The 20,124-nt window shown below is 69.7% G+C and carries 18 protein-coding genes; 7 read left to right on the top strand and 11 right to left on the bottom strand.

The features are described 5' to 3' along the window. Positions 1-154: 154 nt before the first annotated feature. Positions 155-1,033 carry an HAD-IB family hydrolase gene (locus ACFQS9_RS25595; RefSeq protein WP_378409352.1) on the top strand — a complete coding sequence of 293 codons (879 nt, stop codon included), beginning with the start codon at positions 155-157 and terminating at the stop codon, positions 1,031-1,033. Positions 1,034-1,499: 466 nt separating this feature from the next. Here ACFQS9_RS25595 and ACFQS9_RS25590 read toward each other — a convergent pair whose 3' ends face one another. The 6 genes from ACFQS9_RS25590 to ACFQS9_RS25565 all read right to left on the bottom strand — a co-directional run bounded on the left by ACFQS9_RS25590 (position 1,500) and on the right by ACFQS9_RS25565 (position 8,068). Beyond that, the gene (locus tag ACFQS9_RS25590; protein ID WP_378409351.1) at positions 1,500-2,249 is read right to left on the bottom strand and encodes a Fic family protein; all 750 of its coding nucleotides are present in this window, start codon (positions 2,247-2,249) and stop codon (positions 1,500-1,502) included. Between the two features lie 62 nt (positions 2,250-2,311). Continuing rightward, positions 2,312-2,779 (bottom strand): VOC family protein, encoded by a 468-nt coding sequence (locus tag ACFQS9_RS25585; protein ID WP_378409350.1) that lies wholly within the window; start codon positions 2,777-2,779, stop codon positions 2,312-2,314. 51 nt (positions 2,780-2,830) lie between these two features. Next, positions 2,831-4,534, bottom strand: a complete 1,704-nt coding sequence (locus ACFQS9_RS25580) for a dipeptide ABC transporter ATP-binding protein (RefSeq protein ID WP_378409349.1) — start codon at positions 4,532-4,534, stop codon at positions 2,831-2,833. Further along, the gene (locus ACFQS9_RS25575) at positions 4,531-5,508 is read right to left on the bottom strand and encodes an ABC transporter permease (RefSeq protein ID WP_378409348.1); all 978 of its coding nucleotides are present in this window, start codon (positions 5,506-5,508) and stop codon (positions 4,531-4,533) included. The genes ACFQS9_RS25580 and ACFQS9_RS25575 overlap by 4 nt, the downstream gene beginning before the upstream one ends. Beyond that, entirely contained in the window at positions 5,501-6,427 is a 927-nt protein-coding gene (locus tag ACFQS9_RS25570) for an ABC transporter permease (protein ID WP_378409347.1), read from the bottom strand. Before ACFQS9_RS25570 ends, ACFQS9_RS25575 begins: the two co-directional genes overlap by 8 nt. A gap of 33 nt (positions 6,428-6,460) precedes the next feature. After that, the gene (locus ACFQS9_RS25565; RefSeq protein WP_378409346.1) at positions 6,461-8,068 is read right to left on the bottom strand and encodes a peptide ABC transporter substrate-binding protein; all 1,608 of its coding nucleotides are present in this window, start codon (positions 8,066-8,068) and stop codon (positions 6,461-6,463) included. A 388-nt stretch (positions 8,069-8,456) separates the two neighbouring features. Between ACFQS9_RS25565 and acs the strand changes: the two genes are divergently transcribed. Both acs and ACFQS9_RS25555 read left to right on the top strand, forming a co-directional pair. Then, positions 8,457-10,400, top strand: coding sequence for an acetate--CoA ligase (gene acs, locus ACFQS9_RS25560; RefSeq protein ID WP_378409345.1), 1,944 nt, complete (start codon positions 8,457-8,459; stop codon positions 10,398-10,400). 222 nt (positions 10,401-10,622) lie between these two features. Next, the gene (locus tag ACFQS9_RS25555) at positions 10,623-11,810 is read left to right on the top strand and encodes a trypsin-like peptidase domain-containing protein (RefSeq protein WP_378409344.1); all 1,188 of its coding nucleotides are present in this window, start codon (positions 10,623-10,625) and stop codon (positions 11,808-11,810) included. Here ACFQS9_RS25555 and ACFQS9_RS25550 read toward each other — a convergent pair. Further along, a complete protein-coding gene (locus ACFQS9_RS25550; RefSeq protein WP_378409343.1) occupies positions 11,807-13,207 on the bottom strand; it encodes an MFS transporter in 1,401 nt (466 codons plus the stop codon). The genes ACFQS9_RS25555 and ACFQS9_RS25550 overlap by 4 nt on opposite strands. A gap of 206 nt (positions 13,208-13,413) precedes the next feature. Between ACFQS9_RS25550 and nhaA the strand changes: the two genes are divergently transcribed. Genes nhaA through ACFQS9_RS25535 form a run of 3 tightly spaced genes read left to right on the top strand, consistent with a single transcriptional unit; the run spans position 13,414 to position 16,192 of the window. Beyond that, positions 13,414-14,694 (top strand): Na+/H+ antiporter NhaA, encoded by a 1,281-nt coding sequence (gene nhaA, locus ACFQS9_RS25545; RefSeq protein ID WP_378409342.1) that lies wholly within the window; start codon positions 13,414-13,416, stop codon positions 14,692-14,694. Between the two features lie 2 nt (positions 14,695-14,696). Further along, positions 14,697-15,230 carry a phage holin family protein gene (locus tag ACFQS9_RS25540; protein ID WP_378409502.1) on the top strand — a complete coding sequence of 178 codons (534 nt, stop codon included), beginning with the start codon at positions 14,697-14,699 and terminating at the stop codon, positions 15,228-15,230. Positions 15,231-15,262: 32 nt separating this feature from the next. Then, positions 15,263-16,192, top strand: a complete 930-nt coding sequence (locus ACFQS9_RS25535) for an alpha/beta fold hydrolase (protein ID WP_378409341.1) — start codon at positions 15,263-15,265, stop codon at positions 16,190-16,192. 61 nt (positions 16,193-16,253) lie between these two features. Here the strand turns inward: ACFQS9_RS25535 and ACFQS9_RS25530 are convergent, their stop codons facing one another. The 4 genes from ACFQS9_RS25530 to nth are packed head-to-tail and all read right to left on the bottom strand — an operon-like array spanning position 16,254 to position 19,520. Further along, entirely contained in the window at positions 16,254-17,444 is a 1,191-nt protein-coding gene (locus ACFQS9_RS25530) for a MarP family serine protease (RefSeq protein ID WP_378409340.1), read from the bottom strand. Next, positions 17,441-18,148: an NUDIX hydrolase gene (locus ACFQS9_RS25525; protein WP_378409501.1), complete on the bottom strand. Its 708-nt coding sequence runs from the start codon at positions 18,146-18,148 to the stop codon at positions 17,441-17,443. Before ACFQS9_RS25525 ends, ACFQS9_RS25530 begins: the two co-directional genes overlap by 4 nt. A gap of 14 nt (positions 18,149-18,162) precedes the next feature. Then, positions 18,163-18,837: a TlpA family protein disulfide reductase gene (locus ACFQS9_RS25520; protein ID WP_378409500.1), complete on the bottom strand. Its 675-nt coding sequence runs from the start codon at positions 18,835-18,837 to the stop codon at positions 18,163-18,165. 2 nt (positions 18,838-18,839) lie between these two features. Continuing rightward, a complete protein-coding gene (nth, locus tag ACFQS9_RS25515) occupies positions 18,840-19,520 on the bottom strand; it encodes an endonuclease III (RefSeq protein WP_378409499.1) in 681 nt (226 codons plus the stop codon). 185 nt (positions 19,521-19,705) lie between these two features. On the opposite strand from nth, the gene ACFQS9_RS25510 reads away from it, so the two are divergent. Beyond that, positions 19,706-19,972, top strand: coding sequence for a hypothetical protein (locus ACFQS9_RS25510; protein ID WP_378409339.1), 267 nt, complete (start codon positions 19,706-19,708; stop codon positions 19,970-19,972). Positions 19,973-20,124: the final 152 nt, after the last annotated feature.

The following is a 20,124-nucleotide window of genomic DNA, read 5'->3' as shown; positions in this document are numbered from 1 at the left end:
AAGACCCCCGCCAGGGGGGGAGGAGGCGGGGGTCTTCAGAGTTCAGCCCCGGGGGGTCGGGCTGAACACACCCAGATCAAGTCCAGGTGGTTTCGATACTACACCCGCCGCGATCCGAGTTTGCAAATTCAAGTATCCCGTCGGAGATCCGAAGATGAACACCGAGAATCGCGCTCGGATCCCCGATTCACCCGGGGGCTCTATCCTGGATTCCGTGACCGCAGAGGCGAACAGACAGCCCGTGAACGGCCGGGTCGCGGCGTTCTTCGACCTGGACAAGACCATCATCGCCAAGTCGAGCACGCTTGCATTCAGCAAACCGTTTTTCGATCAGGGCTTGATCAATCGGCGATCGGTCCTCAAGAGCAGCTATGCCCAGTTCCTCTTCCTGCTCGCCGGCGCCGACCACGACCAGATGGAGCGGATGCGGACGCACCTGACCAACATGTGCGCGGGCTGGGACGTCGAGCAGGTGCGCACGGTGGTCGCCGAGACACTGCACGACATCGTGGACCCGCTCGTGTTCGCCGAAGCGGCCGATCTGATCGCCGACCACAAGCTCCGCGGCCACGACGTCGTCGTGGTCTCCGCCTCCGGGGAGGAGGTGGTGACGCCGATCGCGGACGCGCTCGGAGCCGACCATGCCGCCGCCACCCGGATGGAGGTCAAGGACGGGCGTTTCACCGGTGAGGTCGATTTCTACTGCTACGGCGAGGGCAAGGTCGACGCGATCCGCGAACTGGCGCGGCAAGAGAACTACGATCTCGAGCGTAGTTTTGCCTACTCGGATTCGGTGACCGATCTGCCGATGCTCGCCGCTGTCGGCCACCCGACCGCCGTCAACCCGGACCGCGCGCTCCGCAAGGAGGCCGCCGGAAAGGGTTGGCCCATACTGACTTTCTCGAATCCGATATCCCTCCGGGCCCGACTCCAGCCGCCCTCGAGGAGCACGGTCGCGACGACTGCGGCGGTGGGCATGGGGGCGCTCGCGGCCGGCGCGTTGACCTACGGATTGTTGCGCCGTCGGCGCTGACGGGCGCCGAAGACTGGGATCAATCCAGGTGCGTGTACCCCTTGAAGCGCGTGCGGTCACGGGGTACAAAGGAGTTACGGAAGAACGGCAGGCCAAGGTCGACTCGGAAGAGAAGGATCGATCTCCCGGCCGGGAAATCCCAGCACGGACACCAGGCACCCACGCGGAGCAGCAAGCCACTATAAGGGCAGCAGCGTTGTGGGCCTGCGTGACTCGAACATTCGGCAGCGAGGACCTTGCACAAGTTGCAGAGGCGAACTGGCGATGCTTGAGCCCACGCCGAGGCCGGACACACAACCCACAAAGCACGCTTGGTAACCAGGCGATCCGTGCTAGCGGGCGGCGAAGTCGACGAGAGTCGGCAGCGCCGCTCGCATTGCGTCCGGAGGCGTTGACGCACTGATGCCCAGTGCCGTTGCCTTGCAGACGATGTCCGCCCCGGCGCAGGACACCACCGGCCGATGGATCAGCCCGCGGCCGCATCCGCGATCGACGTGGCCTCCCTCGCCCCGGCCTCCATCGCCCCGCAGCACAGGATCACCCAGCTGCCGACGCCCTCGGGTGTTCCCGACGCGAAGCCCTTGACACCGTCGCGGTAGGCCTGCTGCCGGCGCAGCCAACTCACCTCCGGCACGCCCAGATTGTGGGGGTCCAGCCCGGTCGACGCCGCCACCAGCCGGGAGGCGGCCCTGGCGACGACTCCGTCGGCGGTACCGAAGGGGCTCAGCGACAACAACTCCCCGTGCACGACGGCCGCGAGGACCGGCGCCGGAGCCTTCGTTCCCCCCGTAACCAACTGCGCGAGGCCGTCGAGCCGCTCCGCCACGCCCGGATCGGTCCTGGGACGGCCCAGCGTGGACTCGTCGGTGACCAGGTCCGCCGCCGCGAGCAGGTGCAGCCGGGCCAGCGCCTGGAGCGGCGCCCGCTGCCAGGTCGGCACCATGATGGTGAGCGCGTCACCGTCGATGGCCTGGGCCACCCGCAGCGCACCCGCCAGGATCGGGTCGCCCTCCTCGCCCTCGGCCGGGAGCTCGGTGCTGCCCCCATCGATGGACGCCGACGCACGCGCGGCCCGGATGGCCGCCTCCGCCGCGGTCGTGGGCCAACCGCGGCGATTGGTCTTGTGCCGGTGCACGTCGCCGAGCGCGTCGCGCGCCCGGTCGGCGGCCTCGCGCACGCCGGGCAGGTCCACCAGGGGCTGCAAGGGGTCGTTCACGCTGCTCAACGCTACCCGGCGCCAATATCGGCCCCTCGGGCGAGGAGGGCTGCGCGGGCCAGCTAGTCGTCTCCAGGCCCCGCCGGGTCGGCCTCCCCGATCGCGACCCTGCCGTCCTCGTGCACGACCAGGCCCTGATTGTGCGCGATCTCCCAGCGGTAGCCGTCCGGATCGGCGAAGTATCCGCTGTACCCGCCCCACGCCCGCCGGGCGCCCGCCACCAGGACCGATCCGCCGGCCCGCGCCGCGGCCGCGAGGACCTCGTCCACCTCTCCCGGGCTACCGACGTTGTGACCGAGGGTGACGGGCGCCCGGCCCTGCTCACCCACCACGGGCGCGGTCGGCCCGGCCTCCCGGGCCATCTCGTCGGCGGACCACAACGAGAGCACCACTCCGTGCCCGACCTGCAAGAACAACACCTCACCCGGGACGTACAGCGTCGGCGTCCACCCCAGACCGCCGACATAGAACGCGTGCGCTCGGGGCAGGTCGGCGACGCCGAGGGTGAGGACGCTCAGATGCTGTTTCACGCCTCCACTGAACCACCGCGCACCGAGACGAGCCAGGACCGTTTCGCGATCTCAGGAATCCCGCGCGAGATCGCGGCCCGGGATCGCCTCGAGCAGTCTCCGGGTGTACTCGTGCTGCGGGTTGTCGAACACCTCGGCGGTCGGGGCGGCCTCGACCACCCGGCCCTGGCTCATCACCACGACGTCGTCGGCGATCTGCCGCACCACGGCCAGATCGTGCGAGATGAACAGGTACGACAGGCCGAGCTGGGCCTGCAGATCACCCAGCAGGTTCAGGATCTGCGCCTGCACGAGCACGTCCAGCGCCGAGACCGCCTCGTCGCAGACGAGCACCTCGGGTCGCAGCGCCAACGCCCGCGCGATCGCCACCCGTTGCCGCTGGCCGCCGGAGAGTTCGTTGGGGTACCGCCGCAGCACCGAGCTCGGCAGCGACACCCGGTCCAGCAGGTCGCGCACGGTCCGCTCGCGCTCGCCCCTGTCACCGACCCGGTGAGTGCGCAGCGGCTCCTCGACGGTGCGGTAGATCGAGTACATCGGGTCCAGCGACCCGTACGGATTCTGGAAGATCGGCTGCACCCGGCGCCGGAATGCGAACGCGGCCTTCGCATCGAACTCCGCCAGATCGCGCCCCTCGAAGGTGACGGTCCCCGAGGTCGGCTTCAGGAGCCCCAGAACCATCTGCGCCACAGTCGATTTACCCGACCCGGACTCACCGACGACCGCCGTCGTGGTGCCGCGTGCGAGGCGGAACGACACGGAGTCGACCGCCGTGCAGTCGGTGTGGCGCCACGGCGCATCGCCCCGGATTCTGAACTTCTTCACCAGGTCCGAGGCCACCACCACGTCCCCGCCGACCGTCCGGGGTTCGCCGTCCGCCGCCGCGGCGTGTTCGGCCACCATGGCCGCGCGCGCCCGGATCCTCGCGCGGGCTTCGACGGACTCGAGCTGCTGTGATGCCAGGGACGGCGCGGAGGACACCAACCTCTGGGTGTACGCGTGCTGCGGATCGCCCAGGATCTGGCGGGCGGGCCCGGATTCGACGACCCGGCCGCGGTACATCACCACCAGATGCTCGGCACGTTCCGCCGCCAGGCCCAGGTCGTGCGTGATCAACAGCACGGCCGTGCCGAGTTCCCCGGTGAGCCCGGCGAGATGGTCGAGGATCTGCCGCTGCACCGTCACGTCCAGGGCGGAGGTCGGCTCGTCCGCGATGAGCAACTTCGGGCGGCACGAGAGCGCGATCGCGATGAGAGCGCGCTGGCACATACCGCCGGAGAACTCATGCGGATACTGATCGACCCGGTGCGACGCATCCGGCAGGCCCGCCTCGGTCAGCAGCTCGGCGGCCCGGGCCCTGGCCGCCCCACCCTTCGCGATCCCGTTGGCCGCCAGGGTTTCCGCGATCTGAAAGCCTATCTTCCACACGGGATTCAGGTTCGTCCTCGGGTCCTGCGGCACCAGCCCGATGCCGCGTCCGCGCACCGCCACCACGTCGGCCTTCGGGGCCCCGACCAGCTCCCGCCCGTCGAATCGGATCTGCCCCGAGGTGACCCTCCCGGTGCCCGGCAACAGATCGATGATCGCGTGTGCCAGCGTCGACTTGCCCGAGCCCGACTCCCCCACGATCGCCACGGTCTGCCCCGGGTAGGCGGTCAGGTTCACCCCGCGCACCGCGGGTACCGCGCGACCGCCGGAGCGGAAGTCCACGCTCAGGTCTCGGATCTCGAGCAGCGGATGCGAATCTGTGTCCGTCATTGCTTCCGCGCCTTCGGATCCAGCGCGTCACGCAGGGCGTCGCCGAGCATGATGAATCCCAGGACCGTCACCGCCAGGGCCGCGGCGGGGTAGAAGATGATGCCCGAGCCGGACCTCAGTCTGCTCTGCCCGGTGCTGATGTCCCCGCCCCAGGACACCACGCTCGGCGGCAGCCCGATGCCCAGGTAGGACAGCGTCGCCTCGGTGACGATGAAGACGCCGAGCCAGATGGTGGTCACCACGATCACCGGGCCGATCGCGTTGGGGAGCACGTGCCGCAGCAGGGTGCGGAACCGGGAGACCCCCAATGCCTTCGCGGCCAGCACGAAGTCGTTGCCCCGCACCGAGATGACCGAGCCCCTGGCGATTCTGGCCACGTGGGGCCAGGCGAACAGGGCCAGGGTCAGCATCACCGTCCAGATGGTCCGGCTCCGGAACAGCTGCATCATCACGATCGCCGCGAGTATGAGCGGGATGCCGAAGAAGACATCGGTGATCCGGGAGACCACGGCATCGAGCCAGCCGCCATAGAAGCCGGCGAGGGCGCCGACGGTACCGCCGATGAGCAGGAAGATCGCGGTCGCGCCGATACCGGTGAGGACCGAGGCCCGCGCGCCGTACACGGTGCGGGCGTACACGTCACAACCCTGCAGGTCGAACCCGAACGGGTGCCCGGACCGCGGACCCTGCATGCTGTTCTCCCCCAAGCACATTCGCGGGTCCTGGCTGGCGAACAGCCCAGGAAGGGCAACCACCACCAGGACGAAGAGGATCAACAGGGTCGCAGCGAGGAACAACGGGTTGCGCCGCAGGCTGTGCCAGGCGTCGCGCCACATGCTCGTCGGTGGCGAGGCCCCGTCCAGCGGATCGGTGCCGAGCACCTCCACCTCATCCGGTCCGGCGACGAAGTGGTCCTGCCCGGCGCGCCCCGCAGGGTATGGGCGATCGGGCCTCGGGCCGCGCGGATCAGGCATAGCGAATCCTCGGGTCCAGCGCGGCGTACAGCAGGTCGACGAGCAGGTTGGCCACCAGGAACACGACCACCAGCACCGTCACGAAGGACACGACCGTGGCGGCCTCGCCGCGGATCACCGCCTGGTAGATCGTGCCGCCGACGCCGTTGATGTTGAAGATCCCCTCGGTGACGATCGCGCCCGCCATGAGCGCTCCCAGGTCGGCGCCGAGGAAGGTGACGACCGGGATCAGGGAGTTGCGCAGGATGTGCACCACCACGACCCGGCGACGACTCAATCCCTTGGCGGTGGCGGTACGGACGTGATCGGCGTCCTTGTTCTCCGCCACGGACGTCCTGGTCAGCCGCAGCACGTACGCAAAGGACACCAGCCCGAGCACGAAGGCGGGCACCAGGAGCCTCGTGAAACTGGCATCGGCGCCGACGGTCACCGGCGCGATCCCCCACTTCACGCCGAGGAAGAACTGAGCCAGGAAGCCGATCACGAAGACCGGCACCGCGATGATGAAGAGGCTGAGCACCAGCACCGTCGCGTCGAACGCCCTGCCCTTGCGCAGGCCGGCTACGACGCCGAAGAGGATGCCGAACACGGATTCGATGACGATCGCCATGAAGGCGAGCCTGATGGTGATGGGGAACGCCCCGGCCAGCACGTCCCGCACCGGCTGGCCGGAGAACGAGGTGCCGAAGTCGAGGGTGACGATGCCCCTGAGGTAGAGCAGGTACTGCACGACGAAGGGTCGGTCGAGGTGGTAGCGCTCGCGGAGCTGGTCCGCCACCGCGGGGCTGAGCGGCTTGTCGCCGGCGAGCGCCTGGATGGGGTCGCCGGGGATCAGGAACACCATCGCGTAGATGAGCAGCGTGGCCCCGATGAACACGGGGATCATCTGCAACAGTCGCCGCCCGATGTACCACCCCACCAGGTCACTTCCTTCCGGCCGCGCGGCCCGGCGTCAGGACTTCTCGATCGCCTCGTACATCGGCAGCCCGTTCCAGCTGATCTGCACGTCGCTCACCGCCTCGGAGTGTCCGGCCGCCGCGATGTAGTCCCACAGCGGGAGCACGGGCAGGTCCCGGAGCAGGATCTCCTGCGCCTGCCCGGCCAGCGCGAACGACTCCTCCTGACCCGGCGCGGCCGCGGCCCTGCGGACCAGGTCGTCGAAGGCCCGGTTCGAGTAGTCCTCGTCGTTCGAACCGGCCCCGGTGACGAACTGCGGCTCGAGGAATTCCAGGATCGACGGATAGTCGCCCTGCCAGCCAGACCGGAACGCGGTCCCGATGGTCCGGTTCGTGATCTCGGTCCGGATCTGCTTGAACGTCGGATACGGCGCGCCGACCGCATCGATGCCGAGCGTGTTCCGGATGCTGTTGGCGGCCGCGTCGACCCAGGCCTGGTGTCCGCCGTCGGAGTTGTAGGCGATCTGGAACCGACCACTCCACGGGGAGAGGGCGTCCGCCTGCGCCCACAGCGCCTTCGCGCCCTCGGGGTCGAACTCGAGCGCCGAGGCGCCCGGCAGGTTCGCGTTGAACCCGGGCAGCGAGCTCGCGGTGAAATCGCGCGCCGGTGTCCGCAGGCCCTGGAATATCTGCCGGGTGATCTGCTCTCGGTTGATCGCCCGCGACAACGCCTGCCTGCGCAGACTGCCCTCCTGCCCGGCGAAGTGCGGCAGGTTGCCCGGGATACCGATCTGCGCGTTCTGCGCGGTCGGCGCCTCGAGGGCGCGGTCGCCGAGGTCCGCCCTGAAAGTGCTCAGGGCGCTCTCCGGGACGGTGTCCAGGACGTCCAGGTTGTCCGCCTGCAGGTCCGAGTACGCGGTGTCGAGCGAGCTGTAGAAGACGAAGCGCAGGCCGTCGTTGTTCGGGGTCCGGTTGCCGCGGTAGTCGGGGTTCGGCACCAGGTCCAGCGTGACGTTGTGCTGCCACGCGTCGCCGTCCGCGAACGTGTAGGGGCCGTTCCCGATCGGCCGCTGACCGAACGCCTCCATGTCCCGGAACGCCGCCTCCGGCAGCGGATAGAACGGGGTGAAGCCGAGCCGCAGCGTGAAGTCCACGGTCGGCTGCTTGAGGTCGACCGTGAACGTCGTGTCGTCGACGATCTTCAGCCCGGACATCGTCTGCGCGGTGGGCGGGTCGGCGGAGACCTCGTCGTAGCCGACGATCGGCTCGAAGAAGCTGGACTGCAGCTGGGCGTTCGTCGAGAGGGCGCCGAAGTTCCAGGCGTCCACGAACGACTTCGCGGTCACGAGTGTCCCGTCGGTGAACGTCCAATCGGGTTTGATCGTGATCACGAACGAGGTCGAATCCGTGGTCTCGATCGACTGGGCGACCTCGTGCCGGGCGTTGCCCATCGCGTCGTAGGACTCGAGTCCGGCAAAGAGACGGTCGACGATCCGTCCGCCGCCGTTCTCATTCGTGTTCGTCGGGATGAGCGGGTTCTGGGGTTCGCTTCCGTTCACCGTGACCACGCCGCTGTCACCGCCGGAGCTCGACGCGCAGGCGGACAACACCAGCACCCCGGACAGCGCGAGCGCTGTCAGCGCGGTCACCCTGTGGAACTTCAAGAGTCGCCTCCTGCTCGTTCACACGAAGACGCCGCCGTCGCCCGCGCCGGTGGGCGCGGCGCGCACGCGGCCGACCGTGGATGCCGCGAAGACTAGCCACCGAGCGCCCGGGTGTCCGGCGATTGTCTCGGTCGGGACCAAGTCGTCGGGCAATCGCAACCCCTCGGATACCTGGTGGGACGATCCTCCCGCCGCGCGATCGCGCGCGGCGACCTCACCGATCCGGTCCGTTCGTCGCCCAGTTCGACCTTCGGTCGCACGAACACGACCGATCACCGCAGATGCCGGGGTTGCAGGCGCCTGCAACGATGCGCTCGTCGCGACATGTGACTACCCTCACAAAGGCGCGAATAGCGCCACGGAATCACCGAAAGAGGGCCCGGGCGACATGACCAGTAGCACCGCCGATACCAACCCAGCCGAGCACGCGACGAGCTATCCGCCGAGCGCGGAGTTCGTCGCGGCCGCGAACGCCGGGCCGGAGCTCCAGGCCGCGGCGGACGCCGACCGGCTGGGCTTCTGGGCCGACCAGGCTTCCCGGCTGCACTGGCACGAGCCGTGGAGCCAGGTCCTGGACTGGTCCGACGCCCCGGTCGCCAAGTGGTTCGTCGGCGGCAAGCTCAACGTCGCGTACAACTGCGTGGACCGGCACGTCCAGGGCGGCCACGGCGACCAGGTCGCCATCCACTGGGAGGGCGAACCCGGCGACAGCCGCGACGTCACCTACAACGAACTCCTCGCCGAGGTGAGCCGGGCCGCAAACACTTTCACCGAGCTCGGCCTCGTGGCCGGCGACCGGGTCGCCATCTACATGCCGATGGTCCCGGAGGCGATCGTCTCCATGCTGGCCTGCGCCCGGCTCGGCCTGACCCATTCGGTGGTCTTCGCCGGCTTCTCCGCGTCGGCGCTGCGGTCGCGGATCGACGACGCCGAGGCCAAGCTGGTCATCACCACCGACGGGCAGTGGCGTCGCGGTCAGGCCGCCCCGCTCAAGGCCGCCGTGGACACCGCGGTCGACGGCGCGGAGTCGGTCCGCAACGTGCTGGTGGTCCAGCGCACGAACATCGACGTCGAGTGGACCGAGGGCCGCGACATCTGGTGGCACGAGACGGTGGCCACGGCCTCGCCCGAGCACACCGCCGACGCGTTCGACGCCGAGCACCCGCTGTTCATCCTCTACACATCCGGCACGACGGGTAAGCCCAAGGGCATCATCCACACCTCGGGTGGCTACCTCACCCAGGCGTCGTACACCCACCACAACGTCTTCGACCACAAGGCGGGCAAGGACGTCTACTGGTGCACCGCCGACATCGGCTGGGTGACCGGACACAGCTACATCGTCTACGGACCGTTGTCGAACCGGGCCACGCAGGTGGTCTACGAGGGCACCCCGAACTCGCCTGACGAACACCGGCATTTCAACATCATCGAAAAGTACGGCGTCAGTATCTATTACACGGCGCCGACCCTGGTGCGCACCTTCATGAAGTGGGGCCACGAGATCCCCGACGCGCACGACCTGTCGTCGCTGCGGTTGCTGGGCAGCGTCGGCGAACCGATCAACCCCGAGGCGTGGCGCTGGTTCCGCGACGTGATCGGCGGCGAGCGCTGCCCGATCGTCGACACCTGGTGGCAGACCGAGACCGGCGCGATCATGATCTCCCCGCTGCCCGGGATCACCGCCACCAAGCCCGGCTCCGCGATGGCGCCCTTGCCGGGCATCTCCGCGAAGATCGTCGACGACGATGCCAAGCCGCTCGGCGCGGGCGGCAACGGCTACCTGGTGCTCGACGAGCCGTGGCCGGCGATGCTGCGGGGCATCTGGGGCGACATGGAACGCTTCAAGGACACCTACTGGTCCCGGTACGCCGAAGAGGGCTGGTACTTCGCCGGTGACGGTGCCCGCTACGACGACGACGGCGACCTCTGGGTGCTCGGTCGGGTGGACGACGTCATGAACGTCTCGGGCCACCGGATCTCCACCTCCGAGGTCGAGTCGGCGCTGGTCGGGCACCACAGCGTCGCCGAGGCCGCGGTGGTCGGCGCCGCGGACGAGACCACCGGCCAGGGCATCGTGGCGTTCGTCATCCTGCGTGAGGGCGCCGAGAACACGGGCGAGACCCTGATCTCCGAGCTCAAGGTGCAGGTGTCCACGGAGATCAGCCCGATCGCCCGGCCGCGCCAGATCACCATCGTCCCCGAGCTGCCGAAGACCAGGAGCGGAAAGATCATGCGCCGCCTGCTCCGGGACGTCGCCGAGGGCCGCGATCTGGGCGACACCTCGACGCTGGTCGACCCCAAGGTGTTCGACGCGATCCGGGGCAAGTAACCCCCGTCCCACCCCACCGACTGTGCCCCCGTGCGACTCGATCGCACGGGGGCACAGTCGTCTCGTGTCGCGTGACCCCGTCGTGGCGCGAACCTTCCCGGCCGTGGCGGATTGGCCTACCATGGGTCCGTCAGCGATGGCCCCCAGTCCCATTCATGACGAGTGCCGAACCGAGTGACGCTCACGGGTTAGCCGCGGGTCCGAGCTCGAACGGAGACCGTCATGCATGATCGGCGTCGGCGAACGAGGATCGCCGCCCTGCTCGTGCTGCTGTTCGCGGCACTCATCGGCTCCCCCGCCGTCGCGCTCGGCGACCAGGATCCGCCCGAACGTCCCGTGCCGAGCCCGGAGCAACGCGCGGCCGCCCTCGTCACCCCGTCCGTCGTCCTGGTCAAGGCCGAGGCCAGGGGCTGGGTGCGCTTTCCCGACGGCCAGCCGATCAAGATCGATCCCTTCATAAGCGGCTGGCGCTGTAGCGGATTCGTCGTCAACCCGGACGGCTGGGTGGCCACCGCCGGCCACTGCGCCGAGGGCGCCCGCGAGGCACTCCTGCGAACCGCGGTCGACTGGGCGGTACGCGTGATCCCCACCCTCGATCCCGCGCTCGTGACCGAGACCGCCCAGGCGAATTGGCGGGTCGAGGGCGACGAGCCCGGATCGGCCCCGACCCTCGCCCTGACGGTGATCGCCGGCGGGACCGCCGAGGGCGAGGCACTCCCCGCCGAGGTCACCGGTCTGGTGCCGCTCACCGAGGGGGATGTCGCGCTGCTCAAGGTCCAGCGGGGCGGCCTGGCCGCCGCGGAACTGCTCTCCGACACCGGCGTCGCCCCCGGCACGCCCGCGGTGTCGGCCGGTTTCCCCGGCAGCACCGACACCCCGGCCGAGCCGTCCCTGAAGCCGGTGGTGGCCGGCGGCGACCTCAGCGCGGGGAAAGCCATCGGAAACGTCCCCGTCTATCAGACCGACGCGGAGGTCTCCGAGGCCATGAGCGGAGGCCCCACCGCCGATCTCGACGGTCGGGTGATCGGCGTCAACAGCTTCGGAATACACGGGCAGACAGAGCCGTTCGCCTTTGTCGCCCCGGCGCACGGGCTCCTGGACCTGATGAGCGACAAGGGTGTCGCCCCGGCGACCGGCCCGGCCGACACCGCCTTCCGGGCCGGGGTCGAGCATCATGTCGACGGCGAGTACACCGCCGCGATCGCCGAATTCGACGAGGTGCTGGCCCTCTCGCCGGGCTATCCGGGGGCAGCGGACCTCCGGACCAGCGCCGAGCAGGAACGGGATCGCTACGGCGACGCGGCGCCCGCGGACTCGGGCCCGGACTGGTACCTGCTCGGCGCACTCACGGTGCTGGTCGCGGTGGGTGTCGGCGCCGTGGTGCTGGTCCGGCGGACGAATCCGTCCTAGAGTTCGGCCCCGCGCGGATCGAGCTCGGGCGCGTCCAGCGAGGCGTCCTTGGTCTCGCGCATCACCAGCAACGCGACGAAGGTGAGGGCTCCCGCCACCAGCAGATAGACACCGACCCATCCGACGCCGTAGGTGGTCGCGAGCCAGGTCGCGATGAACGGCGCCACCGCCGCACCCAGGATGCTCGCCGTGTTGTACGCGATGCCGGACCCGGTGTAGCGCACATTGGTCGGGAACAGCTCCGGCAGAACCGCGCTCATCGGGCCGAAGGTGAAGCCCATCAACAACATTCCGACGATGAGGAAGGCCAGCATGCGGGCGTCGGTCATCTTCTCGGCGTTCAGGGCCACCGAGAAGGTCAGACCGAAGACCATGATCGCGCCGGTGGCGACCAGCAGGGTGATGCGTCGTCCGTACCGGTCCGCGAGCCAGCCGGTGATGGGCACGCCCGCCGCGAAGAACAGCACGGCGATCAGCTGCAGCACAAGGAAATCCGAGTACTTGAAGCCGAGACCCGTACCGCCGGCGGCGACGGTCTTGCCGGTGCCGTAGCTCAGCACCCAGGTGGTCATGATGTAGAAGAGGGTGTACGTCGCGAGCATCACGAAGGTGCCGATGATCAGCTGACGCCAACTCGTCTTGAACACCGTGGCGAGCGGGGTCTTGACCTTCTCGCCGCGCTCGACGGCGCGCGCGAACACCGGCGTCTCCTCCAGCTTGAGCCGCACGTACAGGCCGATGATCACCATGATCGCGCTGAGCAGGAACGGGATCCGCCAGCCCCAGGTCAGGAAGGCGCTGTCCAGGTCCGGGTTCGCGTTGTCGTGGCCCATGAACAGGGTGATGATCAGGAACAGCCCGTTGGCCAGGAAGAACCCGATCGGTGCGCCGAGCTGCGGCCACATCGCCGCCCACGCCCGCTTGCCGGACTTCGCCGTTTCCGTCGCGAGCAGCGCCGCTCCCGACCACTCACCGCCGAGCCCGAGGCCCTGACAGAACCGCATCAACGCCAGCAACGCGGGGGCGATCAGCCCGATCGAGTGATACGTCGGCAGCAGTCCGATGACGAACGTCGCGATGCCCATCGTGAGCAGCGACCCGACCAGTGTGGCCTTGCGGCCGACCCGGTCGCCGTAGTGACCGAACAGGATCGAGCCGAGCGGACGGGCCACGAAGGCGAGGCCGAAGGTGGCCAACGAGGCCAGCAGTGCGGTGGTGCCGTTTCCCTTCGGGAAGAACAGGTGCGGGAACACCGAGACGGCCGCGGTCGCATAGATGTAGAAGTCGTAGAACTCGATCGAGGTGCCGACCATGCTGGCCACCACGATCCGACTGCGGGGCACCTCGTCCTTCGCGGCGACCGCGTCGTCGACCAGCACGTCTGGGGCTTTGCTCATCCGATTCTCCTGCACCGATTCCACGGAGTGGACATCCGACGCCCAAACCCCAGGAAGCAGATCACCCGGGGCGTTTCGGTGGCAATCCAGCTCGGGGTGTTTGCGCCGAGCGGTATCAAGATCGCGTTAAGCTGCCATCGGAGCGCCGGGAAGTCTGGTCGGCACATGCACACCTGTACGCCCGCGACCTCGGGGAGAAACCTGACGTGATCCAGCCGCTCCGCTCTGAACTGTCCCGCTATCTGCGCACCGAGACCGTGGGCGGCTCGATCCTGCTGGTGGCGGCCGCGATCGCGGTGATCTGGGCGAACTCCCCGTGGGCCGACGCGTATACCGCCCTGCGGGACTGGCAGGTCGGGCCGAGCGCGATCCACCTGAACCTGAGCCTGAACACCTGGGCCCAGGACGGCCTGCTGGCCGTGTTCTTCTTCGTCGCGGGCCTCGAACTCAAACGCGAACTGGTCGTCGGCGAGCTGGCCGACCGCAAGAAGGCCCTGTTGCCGATCATCGCGGCCGTCGGCGGCGTGGTCGTGCCCGCGCTGATCGCGCTCGGGGTCGGCTGGGGCACCCCCGGCATCGAGCGGGCCTGGGCGATCCCGGTGGCGACCGACATCGCCTTCGCCCTCGGAGTGCTCGCGCTGACCGGATCGAGGATCCCGGCCAGCGCCAGGGTGTTCCTGCTCAGTCTCGCGGTGGTCGACGACCTGCTCGCCATCATCATCATCGCCGCGGTCTTCACCACCTCGATCGCGATGCTGTGGCTGCTCGGCGCGGTCGCCTGCCTGGCCGCCTATGCGTACGCGCAACACCGGCGGATCACCACCCCGCTGCTGTACGTCCCGCTGGCGTTGCTCGCCTGGTACTCGATGCACGAAGCGGGCATCCACGCCACCCTCGCCGGCGTGGCTCTTGGCCTGCTGACCAGGGTCCGCAAGGACCCGGGCGAGGCGGAGGCCCCCGCGACCCGGCTCGAGCACCGGATCCAACCGTTCTCCGCCGGGTTCTGCGTGCCGGTGTTCGCCCTGTTCGCATCCGGGGTCCCGTTGGGCCCCGAGGTCCTCGAGTCGATGTTCACCGACCGCATCGCCCTGGCGATCATCCTGGGCCTGCTCGTCGGCAAGACGGTCGGCATCTTCGGCGTCTCGTGGCTCGCGGTCCGGCTCGGCATCGCCACCAAACCGGGAAGCCTCGGCTTCCGCGACATGTTCGCGCTGTCGGTGCTCGGCGCGATCGGTTTCACCGTTAGCCTTCTCGTGGCCGAACTCGCGCTCGAAGGAGCCGAGGCGGAGACGGCAAAGGCTGCGGTCCTGTTGACCTCGCTGACGGCGTCGCTGATCGGCTCGGCGCTACTGTTACGCCGGGGGCGCGTCCACCATGCGCGCGCCAACGCGGCCGGTTCCGCCACCGGTCAGAGACGACCACACTCTGGCGAGCCGGACGACACACTCCGGCGAGCCGGACGACACCTTGGAGAGGCGCAGACGTGAGCATCAGTGACCGCAACGGCGACAGGTATGACCGGCTGACCGGGGACGGGGTGCCGACAACCATCACGTCGATCCCGCTCACCGACGTCGATGCGCACGCCCCCGGCACCGCCAGCATCGGGAACCTCGTCAAGGACGCGACCACGCAGGTCTCCACCCTGGTCCGCGCCGAGGTGGCGCTCGCCAAGGCCGAGGTGACCAGCGAGGTCAAGAAGGGCCTGCAGGGCTCGCTGTTCTTCATCCTCGCGCTCACCGTCCTGCTGTTCAGCTCCTTCTTCTTCTTTTTCTTCCTCGCCGAGACCCTCGCCATCTGGACGCCGCGCTGGCTCGCGTTCCTGATCGTGTTCCTGCTGATGGTTGTGGTCACCGCGGTGCTGGCGCTGTTCGGCTACCTGCGGGTGCGCAAGCTGCGGGCCCCGGAGAAGACCCTCGACTCGCTCCGGCAGGCCGCCACGGTCCTGCCGAACGCCGCGGAGTCGAGCTACAAGCACGGCGACTACACGCCCGGCGAGTACGCCCGCCGCACCGCCCCCTAGCGCGGCGCCGAACCGAGAGCATCACCGTTCCCGTGACCTACCCGGATCCATCCACCGTCCGATTCGACGGACCGTGGCAGCACCGCGACATCCACGCCAACGGCATCCGCTTCCACGCGGTCGAGGCGGGCCCGGCCGACCCCGGCGCCCCGCTGGTCGTACTGCTCCACGGATTCGCCGACTTCTGGTGGTCCTGGCGCCATCAGCTGACCGCGCTCGCCGACGCCGGATACCGCGCGGTCGCGCTGGACCTGCGCGGCTACGGGGACAGCGACAAGCCGCCGCGCGGATACGACGGCTGGACCCTGGCCGGTGACGTCGCCGGGCTGATCCGCGCCCTCGGCCACACCGAGGCCACGCTCGTCGGCCACGCCGACGGCGGCCTGGTGTGCTGGGCGACGGCGGTGTTGCACCCCCGGCTGGTCAGGTCGATCGCCCTCGTCAGCTCGCCGCATCCGATCGCGCTCAAGCGATCGGTGCTCACCGACCGCGCGCAGCGGTCGGCCTTCCTGCCTGCGTTCTTGCGCTGCCAGCTGCCGTGGCGCCCCGAGCGGGTGCTGACCCGCGACGACGGCGCCGAGGTCGCACGGCTGTTGCGCGGGAGGTCGGGGCAGGCGTGGCAGCAGACCGAGGAGTTCACGGAGGTCGTGGAGCGGGCCAGGTCCGCGATCCAGATCCCGGGCGCCGCGCACTGCTCGCTGGAGTACCAGCGCTGGGCGTTCCGCAGCCAGTGGCGACCCGACGGCCGTCGGTTCATGAAGGCGATGAACCAGGCGGTGACCATCCCGGTGTTGCAGATCCACGGAGACCAGGATCCTTATGTCCTGGCGACCGCGTTGCGCCGGGACACCCGGTGGGCCCCGGGGCGACGGCTGCACAGCGTCGCGGGCGCCGGCCACTTCGCCCACCAGGAGCGCCCCGCCGAGGTGACCGCCGCGCTGACGGAGTTCCTTTTGCGCTGACGCGCCTGTGAGTCCTTCTGGCCCGAACAGGGGCCAAAAGGACTCACAGGCGGCGAAGCCGCTAGAGGATGCAGCCGCCGGTGTTGACGGCGCTGGTGAGCGCGGAGGCAGACGCCAGCTGGCGTGAGACCTCGTCGGCGGTCAGCACGAATCCGGTGTCGCTGTTGTCCACGGCGGCACCGAACACCACCCCGAGCACCCGGCCCTGCTCGTCGACGAGCGGTCCGCCGGAATTGCCCTGCCGGATCGAGCCGCGGACCGTGTACACCTCGCGCTCGACCTCGGCGGCCCGGTAGATGTCCGGGCCGGTCAGGTCCAGGGTCTCGCGCACCCGGGCCGCGCTGGCGGTGTAGGCACCGCCGCCCGGGTAGCCGAGCACGATCGCGTTGTCGCCGGTCGCGGCCGGCTCGGGCGCGAACGAGAGCACCGGGGCGCGCAGACCGGGCACCGCCAGCACCGCGACGTCGACGGCCGGATCGAACAGCACCACCTCGGCGTCGAGCGGCCCGTCGGCGGTGTCCACCGAGACCCCCGTCGTGCCGGCGACGACGTGCGCATTGGTCATGATCCGCTCCGGCGCGATCACGAAGCCGGACCCCTCGAGCGCGCGCTGGCAACTCGGCGCCACCCCGCGCACCCGGACCACGCTGGTCTGCAGCCGCTGCGCGACGGGACTGCCCAGGACGCTGGGGTCGGGCGCCTCGACGACGGCGATCGGGGTGCGACCGAACGGCCCGATCACGTCCGGCAGCCCGGAGGTGTCCAACAGCGCCGAGAACTCGTCCGGCAGCCTGCGCATCCAGCTCGGGGCGTACTCGTCGACCTGCGTCAGCACCCGCGACCCGCGCACCGCGCTGGCCACCTCGGGCTGCGAGGACGCGGTCAGCGGGATCGCCAGCAGCCACGCGGCCACCAGGACCGCGGTGCACTGCAGGCCGGCGCCGATGACGCTGTCGACGGACCGCGCGACGGGGCTGTGCATGCCGCCGCGGGCGGCGCGGCCGAGCACCATGCCCGCGACCTCACCGACGATCACCAGCACGACGATCAGGGTGATGCCGGCGAGCACCCGCATCCGCCCCTCGTCGACATGCACCAGGACGTGCGGCGCGATCAGGATCCCCGCGACCGCACCGAGCACGACGCCGAGGAAGGCGAGCGCGGACGCCACCGCCCCGTGCCGCCACCCCGAGGTCGCCGCGAGGACGGCGATCGCGAGGATCGCGATGTCGATCCAGGCCGAACCGGTCATCGGTCGTGTACCTCCACGATCCCCGCATCCACCTCGGCCAGCGCGACCTCGAGATCACGCACGTCGGAACGGTCCCACTCGATCTCCCAGCCGGAGATCGCGATCAGCCCGGCCAGCACGCCCGCCGTGAAGCCCCACACGAGCATGTCGTCGACGAGGAACGCCGGCCCCTGGTACCCGAGCCGGTGCCGGACCTGGAACCGGTTGTCGGGGTCGAGCAGCCTGCGCATCGGCACCCTGGCCACCCGTTCGGTCTCGGCGAGATCGACCGCGTGCACCGGGGTGGGGCGGTCCCAGTACCCGATCACCGGGGTGACGTCGAAGCCCGAGGGCGGGACGAAGATCCCCGGCAACACCGCGAGGGGACGAACCCCGGCCGGGTCGAGTCCGGTCTCCTCCTCCGCCTCCCGGAGCGCCGTCCCGACGGGCCCGTCGTCCCCGGGGTCGCTCGCGCCACCGGGAAACGCGATCTGACCGCCGTGCTGACGCAGGGTGGAGGCGCGTTGGAGCAGCAGGAGGTCGGCGTCCTCGGGCAGACCCCCGACCGCGATGGGATCGGCCTCGGCGGCACCACCGAAGAGCACCAGGACCGCGGCCTCGCGCGCCTGCACCCCACTGGGTGCCCGTCGCAGCAGGACCGGGTTGACCGAATGCGTGTCCGACGGCGGCAGCGTCGAGACCCGGCGCAGCCATTCCGGCGGCAGGTGGTTGGACTCGCTCACGCGCTCACACCCAGCTTCTCGCGCACCGCGTCGGCGATCTGGTCGGCGCTCTCGAACGGCACCGGCAGGACCCCCGCCACGGTGCCGTCGGCCCGGACCAGCACGGTCACGGGCAGCACGTTCGGCGCCCCGACGGCCGCGGCGATCTTGCCCGCGCCGTCCTGTACGCCCGGCAGGTGCACGCCGTAGTCGGTCAGGGCGGACAACGCATTCCCTTCCTTGGGGTCCTGGTGGACGGTCAGCACGGTGACGGCGTCCCCGGCGCGCTGCGCGAACTCCTGCAGGGCGGGTAGTTCCCTGGCGCAGGGCCCACACCAGTAGGCCCAGAGGTTGACCAGCGCGGGCTTGCCCGCCAGCGCGGCGCCGACGTCGATCCTGCCACCGTCGGCGAGGCACTCGAGCCCGATCCCGGCCAGGGGGCCCGCCGGGATCGTGCCGGTGGTGGGCGCGGGACATGCGCTCAGCGCGGCCGCGGCGCGCGCCCCGGCCAGCGCCTCGGGGGTGTCGCCCGCGGACCGTTCCTGCGGCGCCGCGGTGGGGGTGCCGATGTAGTCGGCGTAGCTGCGCGTCCCGGTCTCCTCCGAGTCGCCGCGCGGCCAGATCGCGACGATCAGGGCCACCACCACCACGAGCGCGGCCAGACTCCATCGACCGGTGTTCGACAACCGCATGCTCACCGACCCGCCAGCTCGAGCAGGTGTTCGGTCTCGGGACCCTTCACCAGGGCGGCCGCGGCCACCGGATCGGTGGGCCCGGCGCCGTAGGAGGGACAGTCCTTGGCCAGCAGGCACACCCCGCAGGCCGGCTTCTTGGCATGGCAGACCCGGCGGCCGTGGAAGATCACGCGGTGCGAGAGGTCGGTCCACTCCTTGCGCGGGATCAGCTCGCCGACGGCGCGCTCGACCTTCACCGGGTCCTCCTCCTGCGTCCAGCCCCACCGCCGGACGAGCCTGCCGAAATGGGTGTCGACGGTGATCCCGGGCACACCGAACGCGTTCCCGAGGACCACGTTGGCCGTCTTCCTGCCGAAGCCCGGCAGCGTCACCAGATTCTTCAGGTCGCCGGGGACCTCGCCGTCGAACCGTTCGAGCAACGCCTGCCCGAGCCCGATGATCGAGTTCGCCTTGTTGCGGTAGAAGCCGGTGCTCCGGATGTACTCCTCCAGCTCCGTTCGGTCCGCCTCGGCGTAGTCGCGGGCGGTCCGGTAGCGCGCGAACAGCGCCGGCGTCACCTGGTTAACCCGCACGTCAGTGCACTGCGCGGACAGGATCGTCGCCACCGACAGCTCGAGCGGGTCGGTGAAGTCGAGCTCGCAGTAGACGTGTGGGAAGGCCACGGTGAGCGTGCGGTACATCCGCCGCGCCCGGCGCACCAGGCCGAGCCGGGTCTCCTCCCTTGCCGGTCGCACGGTCGGCGCCGCCCCACGCGGGGACGGGATCTGCGATGCGGTGGTCGACACCAGCCCAACTCTACGGACGGCGCCAAACGGAACTGGACATCGTTTCGCTTCTGAGACAAACGGCGTGTTTACTACCCGGTATGCAAGGACTGGCTGTGGTGCTCTTCCCAGTGCTGCTCATTCTTTTTGCACTGGCAATGGAGCGGGTGGAATTCCGGCTGCGCCGGCTGACCGTGCGCGAGCAGGAGGTCCAGGAGTTCCTGGACAAGGCGAGTCACGCCGACGTCGCCACCCTGGCCAACGAGGGACTGCCGCGGGCGCTCGCCCGGTTCCACCTCCGCCGCAAGCGCGGCGTCGAAGACGAGGACGAGGACGACTCGCAGACGCCGGAGCAGCGCGCGAGCTGACATTTCGGGGGTGTCGAACACTGTTCGGCACGCGACGCGTGGCGTCGGTCACTAGTCTTCGACGTCGGGACGATAGACTGCCAGCGAGTACTCAACGATAGGTCGGCGCGTTCGTGCGTCGATCACGTCGGGGGAGACCACACGATGGCGTC

Source organism: Rhodococcus daqingensis, assembly GCF_042665615.1.
Taxonomy (GTDB): Bacteria; Actinomycetota; Actinomycetes; order Mycobacteriales; family Mycobacteriaceae; genus Rhodococcus_G; species Rhodococcus_G daqingensis.
The sequence above is the reverse complement of the archived record's forward strand: the minus strand, read 5'-3'. Positions and strand labels throughout refer to the sequence as shown.